Raw genomic sequence first — 14983 nt, 5'->3', positions numbered from 1 at the left:
GTCGGATGTTTCTAGGGAGGAGGGAGTCGAAAGATGGCGAATGATCAGCATACTGAACTGGAGACGGAACTAACACTGGATCAGGTCAAAGATCAACTGATTGAGTTGGGTAAAAAAAGTTCTTCTCTGAACTACAAAGATATCATGGAAAAACTGTCGCCGTTTGATCAGGACCCCGAGCAAATGGATGAGTTTTATGAGCAACTGGGTGACTTGGGGATTGAAGTTGTGAATGACAACGACGAAGAAGTTACCAGATTGCGTCAAAATGACGACCCGGAAAACAATGATGGGGATGATTTTAATTTCGATGACGATCTGAGCCTGCCTCCCGGTATTAAAATTAATGACCCGGTCCGGATGTACTTGAAGGAAATCGGTCGTGTACCGTTGCTTTCTGCTGATGATGAGGTGGAGCTTGCCAAACGGATCAATAACGGCGATGAAGAAGCTAAGCGTCGGTTGGCAGAAGCGAACTTGCGTCTGGTTGTAAGTATTGCCAAACGTTATGTTGGTCGCGGAATGCTTTTCCTGGATCTGATTCAGGAAGGTAATATGGGTTTGATTAAGGCAGTAGAAAAATTTGATTACGAAAAAGGCTTTAAATTCAGTACGTATGCAACCTGGTGGATTCGTCAGGCCATTACGCGCGCAATAGCCGATCAGGCGAGAACAATCCGTATTCCGGTGCATATGGTGGAAACGATCAACAAGCTGATTCGCGTATCGCGTCAACTGTTGCAAGAGTTGGGGCGCGAACCTACGCCGGAGGAAGTGGCTGCCGAGATGGAGCTGAGCGTGGAAAAAGTACGGGAAATTATGAAAATTGCCCAAGAACCTGTTTCATTGGAAACACCAATTGGTGAAGAGGATGACTCACATCTGGGGGATTTCATTGAGGATCAAGAAGCATTGGCGCCTGCAGATGCGGCTGCCTATGAACTTCTGAAGGAACAGCTCGAGGATGTACTGGATACGTTAACCGAACGGGAAGAGAATGTTTTGCGTCTCCGCTTTGGTTTGGACGACGGAAGAACCAGAACCCTTGAAGAAGTGGGTAAAGTGTTCGGTGTTACACGTGAACGTATTCGTCAGATTGAGGCCAAAGCGCTGCGTAAGTTGCGCCATCCAAGCCGCAGTAAGCGACTGAAGGATTTCCTCGAATAGAAGCGTAACATTGCGGACCTTCTGCGGCTTGAAGCGCGCAGGAGGTCTTTTTTTATCTCATGGCAGCCTTGGTGGAGGGGAAGAAGCTTGGACCAGGAGAAAAAACGGGCAATACTGTTACATGAAATTGAGCATTGGCGGCGAAGTCGGCTGCTCCCTGAGCAATATTGCGATTTTTTGTCTAACCTGTATCGGGAGGACGAAGATCCGTCGCAGAGCCAGAACCGTAACAACACCGGGCTGCTTACATATCTTAGACACGGGCATGGGATCGCCTGGCTTCTTGGTTTTGTCATTATTTCCTGCATTTGTTTGATCGGTTTTTATTTTACCGCTTTTCCGTTGGCAATGCAAATATTCTCGGCAAGTGCAGTTACTGCGATTTGCTATGGAGTGGCCGCATTTTGGCGGTCTTCCGAAAAGAGTATGAGTGCGATGTTGAGCACTTTAGGCAGTGCGATTATGTTGGGTTCGGGTGTGTGGATCATTCAGCTCCATCAAGGTGAAGCTAGGGTTTGGTTTCTTTTGCTCGTAGGCCTATGCGGTGTAGTATGGTGTCTTGTGGGATTAACTTTGCGGATCAGCTTACTTCATTACTGTGGTCTTGCTGGGCTGCTTTTAGTGTACGCGGTCCTTATAGGCCGCTACTGGCCTACAGCAACTTTAGTGATGCTTGAGGCATTTTGGATTTTGCACGCAGTATTGTTGATCTGGCTAAGCTGGTGGGTACATCGCCGCTTTCCGCGTCTCGCTTTGATTTATTTCGCTATAGGCATGACACTAGCATTCATGGCTGAAGCAGACATGATTATCCTGCGCCATCAAGCGGCGGGTGATGTGGTATTTTACAGCATACTGAAGTTGGCATTTGTTGTAGGAATTTTATTTTGGACTCGAAAAAAATGGATTACGTGGGTGACGTCATGAAACTTTCTCAACGATTACAATATATTATGGAACAAATTCCTGCCGGGAGCAGACTTGCGGATATTGGCTCGGATCATGGACTACTCCCTGTGGCTGCAGTGCGTAGTGGCAGAGTACCGCAAGCCGTGGCGGGTGAGGTTAACGATGGTCCGTTACGTGCGGCTCAAAAGCAGGTGGCCGAAGCAGGTCTTACTGATCGCATTGCGGTTAGAAAGGGAGATGGCTTGGCTGTAATTAAGGCCAATGAGGTTGATGTTATTACGATAGCCGGCATGGGTGGTGCCTTGATCGCTTCCATTTTAGAGCAAGGGAAAGACAAGCTTGTTTCAGTGAAACAGCTTGTTCTACAGCCTAACGTAGGCGAGGATATCTTACGCCGTTGGCTCATCGAACATCAATGGGTACTAACAAGTGAACATATTATGGAAGAAGACGGAAAAATATATGAAATTCTGACGGCCGTACCTGATTCGATAAGCCCACTGAAACAGGATGAGCTGTATCAACCATGGAAACTTCCCGATAGTTCGCTGGTACTGACACAGGATTTGTTAATGCAACTTGGACCGCTATTGGTCAAAGCACCGAATGAAATCTTTTTTTATAAATGGAAATTGGAGATTCGCAAGCTTGAGGATGTGCTGGCACAAGTGGCACGATCAGATCAGGAATCCGCACAGCATAAGCGGGAGCAATTGCGCAAGCAAATTGAACAGCTAGAGGAGGTACTTGCATGTTTGCCAAAGGACAGACAGTGATTAGCTACATGGAGCAGCTGGCTCCGAAATACTTGGCAGTTCCGGACGATAGAATCGGGCTTCAGCTGGGTAGTCTGCAAAAGGAAATCAAAAACATATTAGTAGCCCTGGATGTTAATGATGAGGTTGTCGAAGAGGCAATCCGCATAAAAGCTGATCTCATTATTGCACATCATGCGATTATATTCCGCCCACTTAAAGCATTGAACACGGATCAGCCTGCGGGCAGATTGTATGAAAAGCTGATCAAGAATGATATTGCTGTCTACATCAGTCATACGAATCTGGATACGGCTGAGGACGGCATGAATGACTGGATGGCGGAAGCTCTGGGTATTCAAAGTGAAGGTACGCTGGAGGATGTTCACACCGAGCAATTATTCAAGCTTGTTGTTTTCGTACCCAAAACACATCATCAACGGGTACTTGATGCCGTATTAGGGGCGGGAGCTGGACATATCGGCAACTACAGCCATTGCAGCTTTAACATTGACGGCTACGGAACTTTTGTGCCGGGTGAAGGCACACAGCCGTTTTTGGGTGAGCCGGGTAAAATGGAACGTAGTGAAGAGGTTCGTATCGAGACCATTGTACCGCAGGGTGTACGAAGTAAAGTTGTTCAAGCGATGCTGAAGGCTCATCCTTATGAAGAGGTGGCTTATGACCTGTACCATATGGATTTGCAAGGCCGTAGCTTTGGTTTGGGGCGGGTCGGCAAGCTCAAGGAAACCTGCACGTTACGGGAGTTTGTCGATGTTGTAAAAAACGGTCTCAACGTCGAGCATGTACGTGTGGTGGGCGACTTAGATCGTACGATCAAAAAGGCAGCCGTGCTTGGGGGCTCTGGTAGCCGTTATGTGAACAAGTCGCTCTTTAAGGGAGCTGACGTATTAGTCACGGGGGATATTGACTATCACACGGCTCAGGATGCCCTTATGGCGGGGATTGCTATTATTGACCCTGGACATAACGCTGAAAAGATTATGAAGCCTAAAACCGTAGAATGGATGCGCAAACGCTTGGCAGAAGGTCGTTATTCAACGGAAGTACATGTATCTCAGGTAGAAACCGAGCCTTTTCAATTTTTGTAAAATCAACGCCTATGAGAAAATAAAGGGAGCTTTCTACTTTTTACAATATTTTCAGGGTTGTATCATACGCGCGTTCCCTGTATACTATGTAATGTTGTTCGGAAAGTTTGACAGACAATCGCTGGCGGCGTGAGCCGCGAGAGGAAAGTCCGGGCTCCATAGGGCAGGATGCTGGATAACGTCCAGTCAGCGCGAGTTGAAGGATAGTGCCACAGAAATGGACCGCCGATGGCCGCTTGCGGCACAGGCAAGGATGGAACCGAGGTGTAAGAGACCCCGAGGAACGCTGGTGACTTCGTTCCTGGTAAACCCCATCTGGAGCAAGACCTAATGGGACACAGCTTCTTCGCGAAGCAGCCTTAGCCCGAGGCGTGTCTAGGTTGGTCGCTGGAGCTGGATAGCAATGTTCGGCCTAGATAGATGATTGTCGCTTGTAGTGGGAGGGTAGTTCCCGTCTGTACCACGAATAGCACAGAACCCGGCTTACGGAAAACTTTCCCCACTGCAACACCTTAAAATGCATAAATTTAACTTTTGTAAATGACCTGTTTGCATGAAAGCTTTTAATCCAAATGTATTTATTGAATTAAAAAGGGTGTGTCATATTCCAACGGGAATCATGGCAGACCCTTTTTAACATACCGTATTTACGCAGAAATAGTGCCTTCTTAGAATGAAGCCCCCAGCATAATTACTGGGGGCTTTCATTTTAATTTTTACTTCCTCTACCGTAAAACCGTTCGAGGATGAGGCACGTAGTTAGCGTAGCAACGCATTTGAATCTGTAGAAGCGAGGCCTGCACCTTTGTCCCAGATTCCACTATACTATTCAAATTCCAAACGAATCAGGGGGTAACAGCGATCGTAAAATCAAATGATTCGTGAAGCGGCCTTACGTACATATCCTGCCAACTCCATCATCACACGCTTTTTACCACACTTTCCTCTGTGTACATCTTCAGTGCTCGATCCAATCGGTCAACCGCTTTAGGAAGCAGGGAAGGATCCGTATGCGTGAAGTTGATTCGCATGTGGTTGCTGCCACTTAGGTCAGCATAGAAGACTTGTCCGGGGACAAATGCGACTCCTTCCTGAATTGCGAGTTGCAGCAACCGATCAGAACGGAAGCCCTCGGGTAGGGTAACCCACATAAACATACCGCCAAGTGCATCATTCCAGGTGATTCCTTCCCATTGACGTTCTTTCATCAGCGATGTGAGACGTAGCATACGAGTGTAGTACTCGGCGGACACGGTACGAATATGTCCGTCCAAATCAAAAAAGTCCAATAACTCATTCAAAGCACGTTGATCAATACTGCTGGAGTGCAGATCGGCAGATTGTTTGGCATTGGCGACCTTAACGACAATTGCTTGATTAGCTACCAGCCAACCAGAGCGAACACCAGGAGCAACGGTTTTAGAGAATGTAGAAGTGTACATCACATGACCGTCTCCACCTAGCTGTTGATCAATTGAGAAAAGGGATGGAAAGTTAAGGTTTTCGTCAAATTTAAGACGTCCGTAAGGATCATCTTCAAAAATCAAAGTGCCGTATTTACGGCATAGTTCAACAACGCCCGTTCTGCGTTCCATACTCCAAACACTTCCTGCCGGGTTGGAGAAGGTGGGGATGACATACACGAATTTAGGCTGATGTTTTTTGATCTTGGCTTCAAGATCTTCTAATCGCATACCGTTAGAGTCTGTATCTACACTTACAATGTTGGCACCATAGGAATTAAATACCTGAAGAGCTGCCAAATAAGTAGGGGACTCCACCAATACAGTATCCTGCGGATCGAGCAACACACGCGAAACCAGATCAATGGTCTGCTGTGAGCCCGTCGTCATGATGATATTATCTCTGGTGACGGAGATGCCTTGGGATGACATGATTGCTGCAAGACGTTCCCGTAGAGGAATGTAGCCCTCGGTTAGGCCGTATTGAAGAGCGGTAGTACCGCCGAGACGAAATACCCGCTCATAGGCTTTAGCAACAGCTTCGATGGGGAAAAAGGCATCGGCCGGAAGGCCGCCTGCCAGAGATAACACATCTGTTCCCTGTGTCAGCTTTAAAATGTCCCTTACCATGGACGAGCCCTGAGTACGAGCCATACCCGAAAATTTGTGTTCCAATCCAATCATCTCCTGTGTTCTATACTGTACTATGAAATTTGTTGTATTATATCGATAATGAAGTATAACAGTAAACGTCTAAATGTAACAGTTGATTTTTGGAGGGGACGGTTCCGATGCATATTGATCTCAGCCGCAATAGCAGTGTCAAATTATATTTACAGATTGCCAAAACATTAGCAGATCGCATCCAGTCTGGATTGCTGCCTCAGGGCACAAAGCTTCCCTCTGTCCGTCATCTGTCCAGTCTGCTTGCGGTAAGTCCCGTAACTGTAAGCAAGGCGTATGCTGAGCTGGAGTCTATTCATTTGGTTACCTGTACACAGGGAAAAGGTTGCTATGTAGCGGAGCCTTCGGTAGCTGTTCAACGTGAGGGAGCGCAGGATTTGTCATGGCAAATGTCGCTGATCGATTATTTGCCGCGCGCACAGTTATGGAGAAACTTTAACCATAGCAGACAGTTTCCTTATTCTTTTCATATAGCAGCAATTCAACCGGAGCTTCTTCCTACACGCGAAATCATCGCTGATACTCAACGTCTATCCTCTGGAAATCCCGATGCAATGGCAGCATACGGGACTTTTGAAGGTGATTTAGCGCTGAGGGAAGTGTTTGCAGATCACCTGAACGAACGCGGTATATGCACAGTGGCAGAACAGCTGCTCGTGACCAGTGGTGCCCAACAGGGCATTGACTTGGTGGCACGGACCTTTGTTGGTTCTGGTGATGTTGTCTACATGGAGGCTCCTACATATACGGGGGCCATTGATGTGTTTACCAGTCGTGGTGCCAAAGTAATTATGATTCCGATGGATGAGCAGGGCATGAGGATCGATATCCTCACGCGTCTCTGTGACACTCATCCCCCAAAACTGATCTACACGATACCCACCTTTCATAATCCTACCGGAGTAACTTTAACGATGGCCAGACGCACACAATTACTGGATCTAGCTCAAAGTTATCATTGCCTCATTGTTGAGGATGATCCATTTTCCGACCTATACTATAAAACAAAGCCGCCACTCTCTATCAAGGCGCATGATCAGTCCGGACATGTGATATATATCAAAAGCTTTAGCAAAACCGTTGCTCCCGGCTGCCGTATAGCTTGTGTAGCGGCCACTGGCAGTGTAATGGATCGTTTGGTGGCTGCCAAGTCTACTACGGATTTGGGGAGCCCTCTATTAACGCAAAAAGCGCTACTGCCCTTTATCAGGAATCGACTTGATCAGCATCTTGTTTGGTTGCGGGAACAAATGCGGGATCGGTTGACAGTCGCGTTGCATACGCTCCAGCGCTATGCTCCGCCAGAGGTCAGCTGGTATGCTCCCGAAGGCGGCTTAAATGTGTGGATTAAGCTTCCACCTAATGTTGATATTCCAGAATTGGAGCGGCTGGCTGACCGAGAAGGAGTTTCCTTTTTACCTGGTGCAGTATGCTATGCAGGTGGTATGGACAGTAATCATATCCGTATTTCTTTTTCGTATGCGGACAAGGAAACACTTAAAACAGGTCTTCACAAACTGTGCCGTTTGTTGGGCGAACTGCTTGATCATTCGGTCATTGTTGAACGGAAGCCTATTTTATAAGGGATATTTGTATTAGGGGGTAAACATCCAAGCACAGCACCCGCCTTCATAATATGCTGTACTAATTCACCGAAAGGAGTTGCACATTATGAGTCATTGCCCTTACGACCCGATCGTGTGCCCGCCGATCCAATTTGTAAATCATCAATTTTTCCCACAAGTCGTGCCTGTGGTTCATCCGATTGAAATTGTTAATCAGACGCACATTGTACCTGTACCTCATCACGTATTTCCGGTGAGTATAAAGGACCCTGGAGAACCTTGCTGTCATACTCGCAGCCATGGCAAGCGTCCTGTTCGAAGCAGTTCCAAGCGTTAATAAAGCCCAAAAAAGCAGCCATGGAGCAACATGGCTGCTTTTTTCCAATAAGGAATCTTACGTTTCCAGTTTCTTTAATATTGATTTTAACTTGTCACTTAAATGCTGTGGATAGAATTGCAAAGGAACATATGGACGTTGTGCTGCTTTCAACGCTTTATACACGTCAATTTGACCATATCCGAAATATTTGTCATGCCCGGGTGTGCCCAAGTCAATTACGCTGCTTCTCATTAAATCCATAACCTCTTTGTTGGTCAGATCGGGGTTAATGGATCGAATCAGTGCAGCAAGCGCTGATACATGGGGACTGGCCATTGAAGTACCCGACAGTGCAGCATATTGGTTCCCTGGGTACGTACTGGCAATACTTGCACCTGGAGCCATGACGTCTACATAATCTCCATAGTTAGAAAAGGATGCACGGTGCATAGAAGAATCTGTAGCGGAAACGGCAAATACTTCAGGATACGCTGCTGGATAGCCAGGTCGTTCCGTATTGTCATTACCTGTAGCTGCAACTAATACGACATCTTTATCATAGGCGTATTTGATCGCATCATGCAAAAATTCAGCTTGTGCGTAATTGCCCAGACTCAAATTGATGACCTTGGCCCCATGATCAGCTGCCCATATAATACCTTCTGCAACCGAGTAAGTCGTACCGGAGCCGGATTGGTCAAGTACCTTAATCGGCATGACTTTGTTGTACCATGTCATGCCAGCGACCCCCTCACCATTATTCACGAGGGCAGAAATGATGCCAGCGACGTGCGTTCCGTGACCGACGTCATCATAAGGCTTTTCAGACGGATTTACCACGTTATGACCTGAAAGGATTTGACCTTTTAGGTCGGGGTGATCCAAATCTACTCCCGTATCTACGACAGCGACAATTACGTCCTTGCTGCCTTTGCTTAATTTCCAACCCCGGTTGGTTTCAGTAGCCGGCAGATTCCATTGATAGCGGGAAAAGAGCAAATCATTGGGGATAGAGCTGTCCGCTTTGATAGGTGTTTTCTCATTGGTTAGATACATATAGTGAGGCTCAGTATAAAGCGGGTTCCACTTTCTTGAAAAATATTGCTTTAGTTCCTTGAAGTTCATCTTATCCGAATGAAATACATAGGTATAACCAAGCTTGCGGCCTGGCGCACAGTGTAAATCTGCTGCAATTTCCTGCAACTGTCGTGAATCAGGATTGTGACGGAAGCGAACGACAATTTCGTTTTCGAAATAATGGCTTGCATTTTCGTTGTCATGGCCCGTCTTGACAGTAATATCGTGCAATGTGTCGGGATGTACGGATTCGATTTTGTAGCTGCCTTCTTTTGGATAGGGAATCAAACGTAAATTCTTCCGCTGATGCTTCTCCACGTCACGCAATACTTGCTGACTGACCAGGGCAGCAACGCCGCATGTTCCGTCAGCCGATGGTTCTGCCATGACAAAATATTTACCGCCTTCAGCCTGAAATGCAGCAGATTCGTAGGATTTATTTTGCATGACGGAACGGCGAGCCGCAGCCAAGCTGCTGTTGATTTGAGGATGACTGAGCAGACGAGTTTGTGCTTTGCTGCCCGTGTAGGTGCTCGTGTTCCCGTCGCGTGTGTGAATCCACAGTAACGTATGAAGATGACTGTGCGATTGCTGTAGCGTGCGAGTAAACTGTCTTTTCTGATCAGCAGTTTTACCATCAAGCTCCCGCATCACGTATTGAATATCCTGCCTTGCATCCATGCGTGTGAGGGTATCCGTAGCGGACAGGTCCAAAGCCAACATTCCTTTTTTGAGCTGCTTCTCTTGCTGTGGCACCATCTTGGCCGTATATTCGGGTTGCGGTGTAGGGCGATGATCACGGGAAGGCAGCATCAGTGTGATGAGAAGCACCCCGGCAGCTGCTCCTAGCAGGGGTTTTAACCATTTTCGCCGAGACATGGGACCGTCCTCCTTGAGTATTTATAAATTTATGGTTTAGCGTGAGGAGGTTGGCATGTTTTTATACCTTTCAATGCTCATTTGTGGTAGGATAAATACTGAAAATTACAGCTCTTTCGGTTAGAAGGGACTATTTTCGGGTAACCAAATTGATGAACAAGCAACAAATAAGGGGGAGCTGCCTTGATGTCAGCAGTCAACGTACAAAAATTATGTGAGTCGGCGCAGGAGAGACTGAAAACTGCCGTGAAACGGGTGGAAACATTCCTCAATGAGCATGCTCTGCCGCAACTGGCTACAGATGGCAATGAGGAGTCCGTACTTTTTTACAAAGGCTTTTTGTCGGATCTCCGTCATGTCCTTGTTTTTTCCGAAGTATCTTATGAAAAGCTGGGTGTGGCTTTACGCCGTGCCAATTTTGACGTCGATTTTGCGGAAAAGGCATTGTATAACGTTTACCATGACTGCGTGAACAGCTTTTTTTATCCCAAAAATGAATCTTACGCAGAGGATGGACGCTATGCGTATACGGGACAAGATGCTATCCGCTTCCGTAAAACGCCAGTGCCAGCCGCTCGCGAAGTGATCATGGACATCACGAAAAATTTTGAAGAATTGCGTGATGATCTGACTTACTATGAAAGTGACTATTTGACTCAGCGCCGGATGCAGACTCGACGTACTCATGCCTAAAGCATTCAACGGGGAAGATCATTTCTAATCAAAAACTAAGACAAGCAAGCCGTTTTCTACTTGCTTCCTGCCATTTTGGAGGAGGTGAAGGAAGCGGCTTTTTTCGTATGTCACCAACTGCCATATACCATGAACGCATAGGTGCAGGGTAGCGGGGGGACAATGAATCCGAGGTGATGATCATGAGCCAAGAGGCCAAGCCAATCGTTAAGTGTAGCGTAGCCAATTGCCATTATTGGGGAGAAAATAACTTGTGCAAGGCAGATTTGATCATGATTGAAGTTGATGGTCATGCCGGAAAGAAATTTAAAGAAGAATATGCGGGGGAAAGCTTCAGTTCAGAAGAACGTGATAAGGCTGCCACGTCAGCCGCAACCTGTTGCCACACTTTTAAGCCGAAGTCCGTGTGAATTTTATTACGCGATTCATTTCGCATTTGGAGGTGCAGTTTATTATGGAAGATCATGAAAACGACAAGCATCAGAATGAAGAGCATGTTAGCCGCAAACGTGTAGATTACCCCCGTCACATTCATGAACGATCTGCCAAGCGCCGTAATGATCGTGAAGAATATGCAGCAGAGGTTGCTCCCGGCTCAGTTGTGACTCGACATGAGATCAAAGGTGAAGAGCAGATTATAAACAATAGTGGTCGTATTTCTGGCTATATTGGTCTGGCTGCAGGAATTGCCTCATTGTTTATGTGGTCAATTGTGCTGGGGCCTATTGCTGCAGTTTTAGGTTTTTTTGCTTATGTGAATGGCAGCAAAACGACCGGCATTTGGTCGATTGGTCTTGGGGCGCTGGCAACATTGAGTTATTTTGCTTTTATCCCGTTCGTTCGTTGACCCTACTGGAGGAAAAAGCTCAGTTTTCTTTTGTATATCCGAGAAAAATCATCTTAGTGATATAATTACATTAAAGCTGATCTATAAAGCTCCGCTGTCTTTTCGACAGAAACGGAGCTTTTTTTCATTAAAAGGTATGGAAGTACATAGTAAAAAGTTGTATCATAGCAGTAATGACAAGCTATTTGGGATATAACAACTATAGAAAGTTGGGAACACCACATGCAAATTGATCCGCGCGTGTCCAAGTCCATGTTAGACATGCAGCTGTTAAATAATATGAGTGCTACAACCCAGACGGGTACAACGGACGCTTTTTCCGGATTACTGGAACAAGTAGGTCAGTTGGAAACAGATGGTGCTGTGACTCGAGAAAATTCAAGTGATGTTACCAGAGACGATAACGGTTTACTATGGCTTCAATTGGGACCTTCCAGGGGAACGGCTTCGTCACTGTATCCCGCTCCTTCCAGTACAGCAACAGACGGACCCACAACACCTACAGCATATGATGATTTGATTAACGAGGCTAGTCAGAAATACGGCATTCCAGTAGCGTTGATTAAAGCAGTTATTGATACGGAATCTTCATTTAATCCGTCGGTCACTTCTTCGGCCGGAGCCAAAGGGCTTATGCAGCTTATGGATGCTACGGCTCAAGGTCTGGGAGTCAGTGACCCATATGATCCTGTTCAAAATATTGATGCAGGTGTTCGTTATTTGTCTTACCAGATTAAACGGTTTAACGGACAAGAAAATATGGCGCTGGCTGCATATAATGCAGGTCCCGGGCGGGTGCAGCGGCTTGGTGTAAATAGTGATGAACAGTTAATGGCTGTACTGGACAAGCTTCCGCTGGAAACGCAAAGATATATTACCAAAATTCAAAATGCACGTGAAAAATATACGATCTAAGCCCTATAGCTTATAACGAAAAAAAGTGCGTAATTTCATTTAGATTAGGTCCGCAGATAGGATCAATATGGGGAAAGGGTGTCGCTATAATGTAGCGGCCTTTCCCTGTTTTGGTCTTTTTTTGTTGTAGCAGTTATAGGAGAGAAAGGGGAGTGTAATGAAATATTTTGATTATGCGGCGACAACTCCACCTTTTGAAGAGGTGATTACAACAGTTGCCGAGGTCATGAGACGCCACTATGGGAATCCATCTTCGATGCATCGGTATGGAGAGGATGCGGATAAGTTGCTTAAGCGTTCGCGCGAAGTATGTGCTGCGGCTTTGGGAGTGTATCCATCAGAGATTGTCTTCACATCCGGAGCAACGGAAAGCAACAATCTTGCTATTAAGGGAGCAGCTTTGCAGTATCAGACCAGAGGCAAGCATATTGTTACTGTATCGACAGAGCACCCGTCTGTGTACGAAGCTTGCAGACAACTGACAAATCTGGGCTTCGAGGTTACATTTTTACCTGTCGATGCGGAGGGGCATGTGAGCACCGAACAGGTTTGTGCCGCTGTCCGTAAAGATACGATTTTAGTCAGTATTATGCATGTCAATAATGAGACGGGAAGGGTGCAACCGTTGCATGATATCGGAGCTGTGTTGAAGAAACAGTTCCCCCGTGTGCTATTTCATATTGACGGTGTACAGGGGTTTGGAAAGCTACCGGTTGATATCCGGGGCTGGCAGGCTGATCTGTACAGCCTCTCTGCGCATAAGCTACGTGGACCCAAAGGTGCTGGATTACTATTCGTTCGGGAAGGTGTGGAGCTTTTCCCACTGCATAGTGGCGGCTCTCAGGAGCAGGGTTTTCGTGCAGGTACGGAAAATGTACCGCTGCTAGTCGGTATGTCTAAGGCGGTACGGTTGGCGGGCGAACGGCAAGTAGAGACAGCACGCCGTATGACCGAGTGGAGAGAACGGGTGGTCTCAGAAGTGAAGACAATCCGTCAACTGCGGCTGAACAGCGGGGAAGAAGCGCCGCATATTGTCCACTTTTCGTATCCGGGCATGAAGGCCGAGGTAATGCTGCATACGCTGGAGCAATTGGGTGTGGTAGTATCCACCAAATCGGCTTGCTCTTCGAAATTGGCTGAACCCAGTCGGGTGCTGCTGGCGATGGGATGCAATGAGGCGGAAGCGTCTGGCGGCATTCGTATCAGCTTCGGTGATGAGCATACGGAACAGGATATCGATGAGCTTATACTTGCACTGCGACAGGCTGTAGCCAAGCTGGAATCCCTTGAAAGGTGGAAACGTTAAAATGCACTATGATATGTTGTTACTTCGCTTCGGTGAATTTACATTAAAAGGGAAGAATCGGACTCGTTTTGAAAAGGCAGTACTGAATCACGTGAAGCTGCTACTCAAACCGTTTCCTGGTGCTTCTTTGCGGAAGGAATTTGGACGGATTTATGTGGTTCTCGGAGGAGAGCCTTATGAACAGATCATTCAAGTGTTACAAAAAGTGTTTGGCATCACGACAATAAGTCCTGTCAAAATGGCTCCTGTCGAGCTTGGTGCTATAATTGAGACCGCTGTAGCTTTGATGCGTGAGCTGAATGTGGACGAGGGAACGACATTCAAGGTAAATGCCCGCAGAGTGTGGAAGGAATTTGCTCATTCTTCACAAGAGATGAACCATTTAATTGGTTCTCCTATTTTGCGAGAGTTTCAAGCGTTGAGGGTCGATGTACATCAACCAGATATTGAGTTACGTGTGGAGGTTAGAGAGCAGGCGGCCTATATATTCAGCGATGTTATTATGGCTGTAGGGGGCTTTCCGTTAGGAACGAACGGTAAAGCTATGCTGCTGCTGTCTGGTGGAATTGACAGCCCGGTAGCAGGGTGGTCTTCCATGCGTAGAGGATTGGAAATTGAATGTGTGCATTTTTATAGCTATCCGTTTACAAGTGAGCGTGCGAAAGAAAAGGTCATTGAATTGGCAAGGGTCTTAGCAGGCTATGCGGGTCGGATTAAAATCCACCTTGTGCCGTTTACAGAGGTGCAGACGGCCTTTACGCGTACTGGACAGGATAATCTGATTATTACGCTAATGAGACGGTCTATGTTACGAATTGCAACGATGCTGGCTGAGCGTGAAGGAGCACTGGCACTCGTGACGGGCGACAGTCTGGGGCAAGTCGCTAGTCAAACGTTATCCAGCATGAATGTGATTGGCCGTTCGACAGAATTACCATTGCTGCGACCTCTCGTAATGATGGATAAGCAGGAAATCACGGAAATCGCAAAGCAAATTGGCACCTACGATCTATCCATCCTTCCATATGAGGATTGCTGCACATTGTTTGTTCCCAAATCCCCAACCACCAATCCGAATTTGTGGGTTGTTCAAAAGATTGAAGCCTCTATTCGGGATTTAAATGCCTTGATTGAACAGGCTGTGGCTGCAACGGAGACACTTGTCCTGGAGGCAGGTGGAGCTATAGAGGGGCGTAAAGAGGAAGTTATACAGGAAGATTGGTTTTAATTTAAAAAGGCAGACCCACCAGCTAATTTGGGTCTGCCTTTTTATTTTAGTTAAAACAGTTTTT

The 14983-nt window shown here is 46.7% G+C and carries 14 protein-coding genes and 1 other RNA gene; 13 read left to right on the top strand and 2 right to left on the bottom strand.

Translation table 11 applies throughout. The features are described from left to right. The first annotated feature begins 33 nt into the window (after positions 1 to 33). The 5 genes from rpoD (at position 34) to rnpB (ending at position 4444) form a co-directional block, all read left to right on the top strand. The gene (gene rpoD / locus NLX82_RS04195) at positions 34 to 1167 is read left to right on the top strand and encodes an RNA polymerase sigma factor RpoD (RefSeq protein ID WP_007431230.1); all 1134 of its coding nucleotides are present in this window, start codon (positions 34 to 36) and stop codon (positions 1165 to 1167) included. Between the two features lie 87 nt (positions 1168 to 1254). Further along, the gene (locus NLX82_RS04190; protein ID WP_069080385.1) at positions 1255 to 2094 is read left to right on the top strand and encodes a hypothetical protein; all 840 of its coding nucleotides are present in this window, start codon (positions 1255 to 1257) and stop codon (positions 2092 to 2094) included. Further along, positions 2091 to 2852: a tRNA (adenine(22)-N(1))-methyltransferase gene (locus tag NLX82_RS04185; RefSeq protein WP_053325780.1), complete on the top strand. Its 762-nt coding sequence runs from the start codon at positions 2091 to 2093 to the stop codon at positions 2850 to 2852. The genes NLX82_RS04190 and NLX82_RS04185 overlap by 4 nt, the downstream gene beginning before the upstream one ends. Then, positions 2828 to 3943 carry a Nif3-like dinuclear metal center hexameric protein gene (locus NLX82_RS04180; RefSeq protein WP_068942365.1) on the top strand — a complete coding sequence of 372 codons (1116 nt, stop codon included), beginning with the start codon at positions 2828 to 2830 and terminating at the stop codon, positions 3941 to 3943. The genes NLX82_RS04185 and NLX82_RS04180 overlap by 25 nt, the downstream gene beginning before the upstream one ends. 102 nt (positions 3944 to 4045) lie before the next feature. Further along, positions 4046 to 4444: RNase P RNA component class A (gene rnpB / locus NLX82_RS04175), an RNA gene on the top strand. Between the two features lie 419 nt (positions 4445 to 4863). Here the strand turns inward: rnpB and NLX82_RS04170 are convergent. Further along, positions 4864 to 6081 (bottom strand): aminotransferase-like domain-containing protein, encoded by a 1218-nt coding sequence (locus NLX82_RS04170; protein ID WP_023989474.1) that lies wholly within the window; start codon positions 6079 to 6081, stop codon positions 4864 to 4866. A 116-nt stretch (positions 6082 to 6197) separates the two neighbouring features. Between NLX82_RS04170 and pdxR the strand changes: the two genes are divergently transcribed. Together pdxR and NLX82_RS04160 are read left to right on the top strand one after the other, a co-directional pair. Beyond that, complete coding sequence (gene pdxR / locus NLX82_RS04165) at positions 6198 to 7673, top strand: MocR-like pyridoxine biosynthesis transcription factor PdxR (protein WP_068942363.1); 1476 nt, start codon at positions 6198 to 6200, stop codon at positions 7671 to 7673. Positions 7674 to 7761: 88 nt separating this feature from the next. Further along, the gene (locus NLX82_RS04160) at positions 7762 to 7992 is read left to right on the top strand and encodes a hypothetical protein (protein ID WP_071558470.1); all 231 of its coding nucleotides are present in this window, start codon (positions 7762 to 7764) and stop codon (positions 7990 to 7992) included. 57 nt (positions 7993 to 8049) lie between these two features. On the opposite strand, the gene NLX82_RS04155 is transcribed toward NLX82_RS04160, so the two are convergent. Continuing rightward, complete coding sequence (locus tag NLX82_RS04155) at positions 8050 to 9930, bottom strand: S8 family peptidase (RefSeq protein WP_209942897.1); 1881 nt, start codon at positions 9928 to 9930, stop codon at positions 8050 to 8052. 186 nt (positions 9931 to 10116) lie between these two features. On the opposite strand from NLX82_RS04155, the gene NLX82_RS04150 reads away from it, so the two are divergent. The 6 genes from NLX82_RS04150 (at position 10117) to thiI (ending at position 14919) form a co-directional block, all read left to right on the top strand. Beyond that, entirely contained in the window at positions 10117 to 10623 is a 507-nt protein-coding gene (locus NLX82_RS04150) for a YpuI family protein (protein WP_023989471.1), read from the top strand. A 182-nt stretch (positions 10624 to 10805) separates the two neighbouring features. Next, positions 10806 to 11033, top strand: coding sequence for a DUF1540 domain-containing protein (locus tag NLX82_RS04145; RefSeq protein WP_013311120.1), 228 nt, complete (start codon positions 10806 to 10808; stop codon positions 11031 to 11033). A 44-nt stretch (positions 11034 to 11077) separates the two neighbouring features. Continuing rightward, a complete protein-coding gene (locus NLX82_RS04140; RefSeq protein ID WP_254347508.1) occupies positions 11078 to 11470 on the top strand; it encodes a hypothetical protein in 393 nt (130 codons plus the stop codon). A gap of 222 nt (positions 11471 to 11692) precedes the next feature. Beyond that, positions 11693 to 12385 carry a lytic transglycosylase domain-containing protein gene (locus NLX82_RS04135; RefSeq protein ID WP_254347507.1) on the top strand — a complete coding sequence of 231 codons (693 nt, stop codon included), beginning with the start codon at positions 11693 to 11695 and terminating at the stop codon, positions 12383 to 12385. A 157-nt stretch (positions 12386 to 12542) separates the two neighbouring features. Beyond that, positions 12543 to 13691, top strand: coding sequence for a cysteine desulfurase family protein (locus tag NLX82_RS04130; protein ID WP_254347506.1), 1149 nt, complete (start codon positions 12543 to 12545; stop codon positions 13689 to 13691). 1 nt (position 13692) lies between these two features. Next, positions 13693 to 14919 (top strand): tRNA uracil 4-sulfurtransferase ThiI, encoded by a 1227-nt coding sequence (gene thiI / locus NLX82_RS04125; RefSeq protein ID WP_068942357.1) that lies wholly within the window; start codon positions 13693 to 13695, stop codon positions 14917 to 14919. Positions 14920 to 14983 lie beyond the last annotated feature (64 nt).

The sequence above is a fragment of the Paenibacillus sp. A3M_27_13 genome, assembly GCF_024213315.1.
Taxonomy (GTDB): Bacteria; Bacillota; Bacilli; order Paenibacillales; family Paenibacillaceae; genus Paenibacillus; species Paenibacillus polymyxa_B.
This window is presented reverse-complemented; position numbering and strand designations above follow the sequence as displayed.

Excerpts from the sequence above, each read along its gene's own strand:
- NLX82_RS04155 (WP_209942897.1), bottom strand. The coding sequence starts at position 9,930 with ATGTCTCGGCGAAAATGGTTAAAACCCCTGCTAGGAGCAGCTGCCGGG.
- thiI (WP_068942357.1), top strand. The coding sequence starts at position 13,693 with ATGCACTATGATATGTTGTTACTTCGCTTCGGTGAATTTACATTAAAA.
- NLX82_RS04160 (WP_071558470.1), top strand. The coding sequence starts at position 7,762 with ATGAGTCATTGCCCTTACGACCCGATCGTGTGCCCGCCGATCCAATTT.
- NLX82_RS04130 (WP_254347506.1), top strand. The coding sequence starts at position 12,543 with ATGAAATATTTTGATTATGCGGCGACAACTCCACCTTTTGAAGAGGTG.
- NLX82_RS04150 (WP_023989471.1), top strand. The coding sequence starts at position 10,117 with ATGTCAGCAGTCAACGTACAAAAATTATGTGAGTCGGCGCAGGAGAGA.
- NLX82_RS04180 (WP_068942365.1), top strand. The coding sequence starts at position 2,828 with ATGTTTGCCAAAGGACAGACAGTGATTAGCTACATGGAGCAGCTGGCT.
- pdxR (WP_068942363.1), top strand. The coding sequence starts at position 6,198 with ATGCATATTGATCTCAGCCGCAATAGCAGTGTCAAATTATATTTACAG.
- NLX82_RS04140 (WP_254347508.1), top strand. The coding sequence starts at position 11,078 with ATGGAAGATCATGAAAACGACAAGCATCAGAATGAAGAGCATGTTAGC.
- NLX82_RS04145 (WP_013311120.1), top strand. The coding sequence starts at position 10,806 with ATGAGCCAAGAGGCCAAGCCAATCGTTAAGTGTAGCGTAGCCAATTGC.
- rpoD (WP_007431230.1), top strand. The coding sequence starts at position 34 with ATGGCGAATGATCAGCATACTGAACTGGAGACGGAACTAACACTGGAT.
- NLX82_RS04185 (WP_053325780.1), top strand. The coding sequence starts at position 2,091 with ATGAAACTTTCTCAACGATTACAATATATTATGGAACAAATTCCTGCC.
- NLX82_RS04135 (WP_254347507.1), top strand. The coding sequence starts at position 11,693 with ATGCAAATTGATCCGCGCGTGTCCAAGTCCATGTTAGACATGCAGCTG.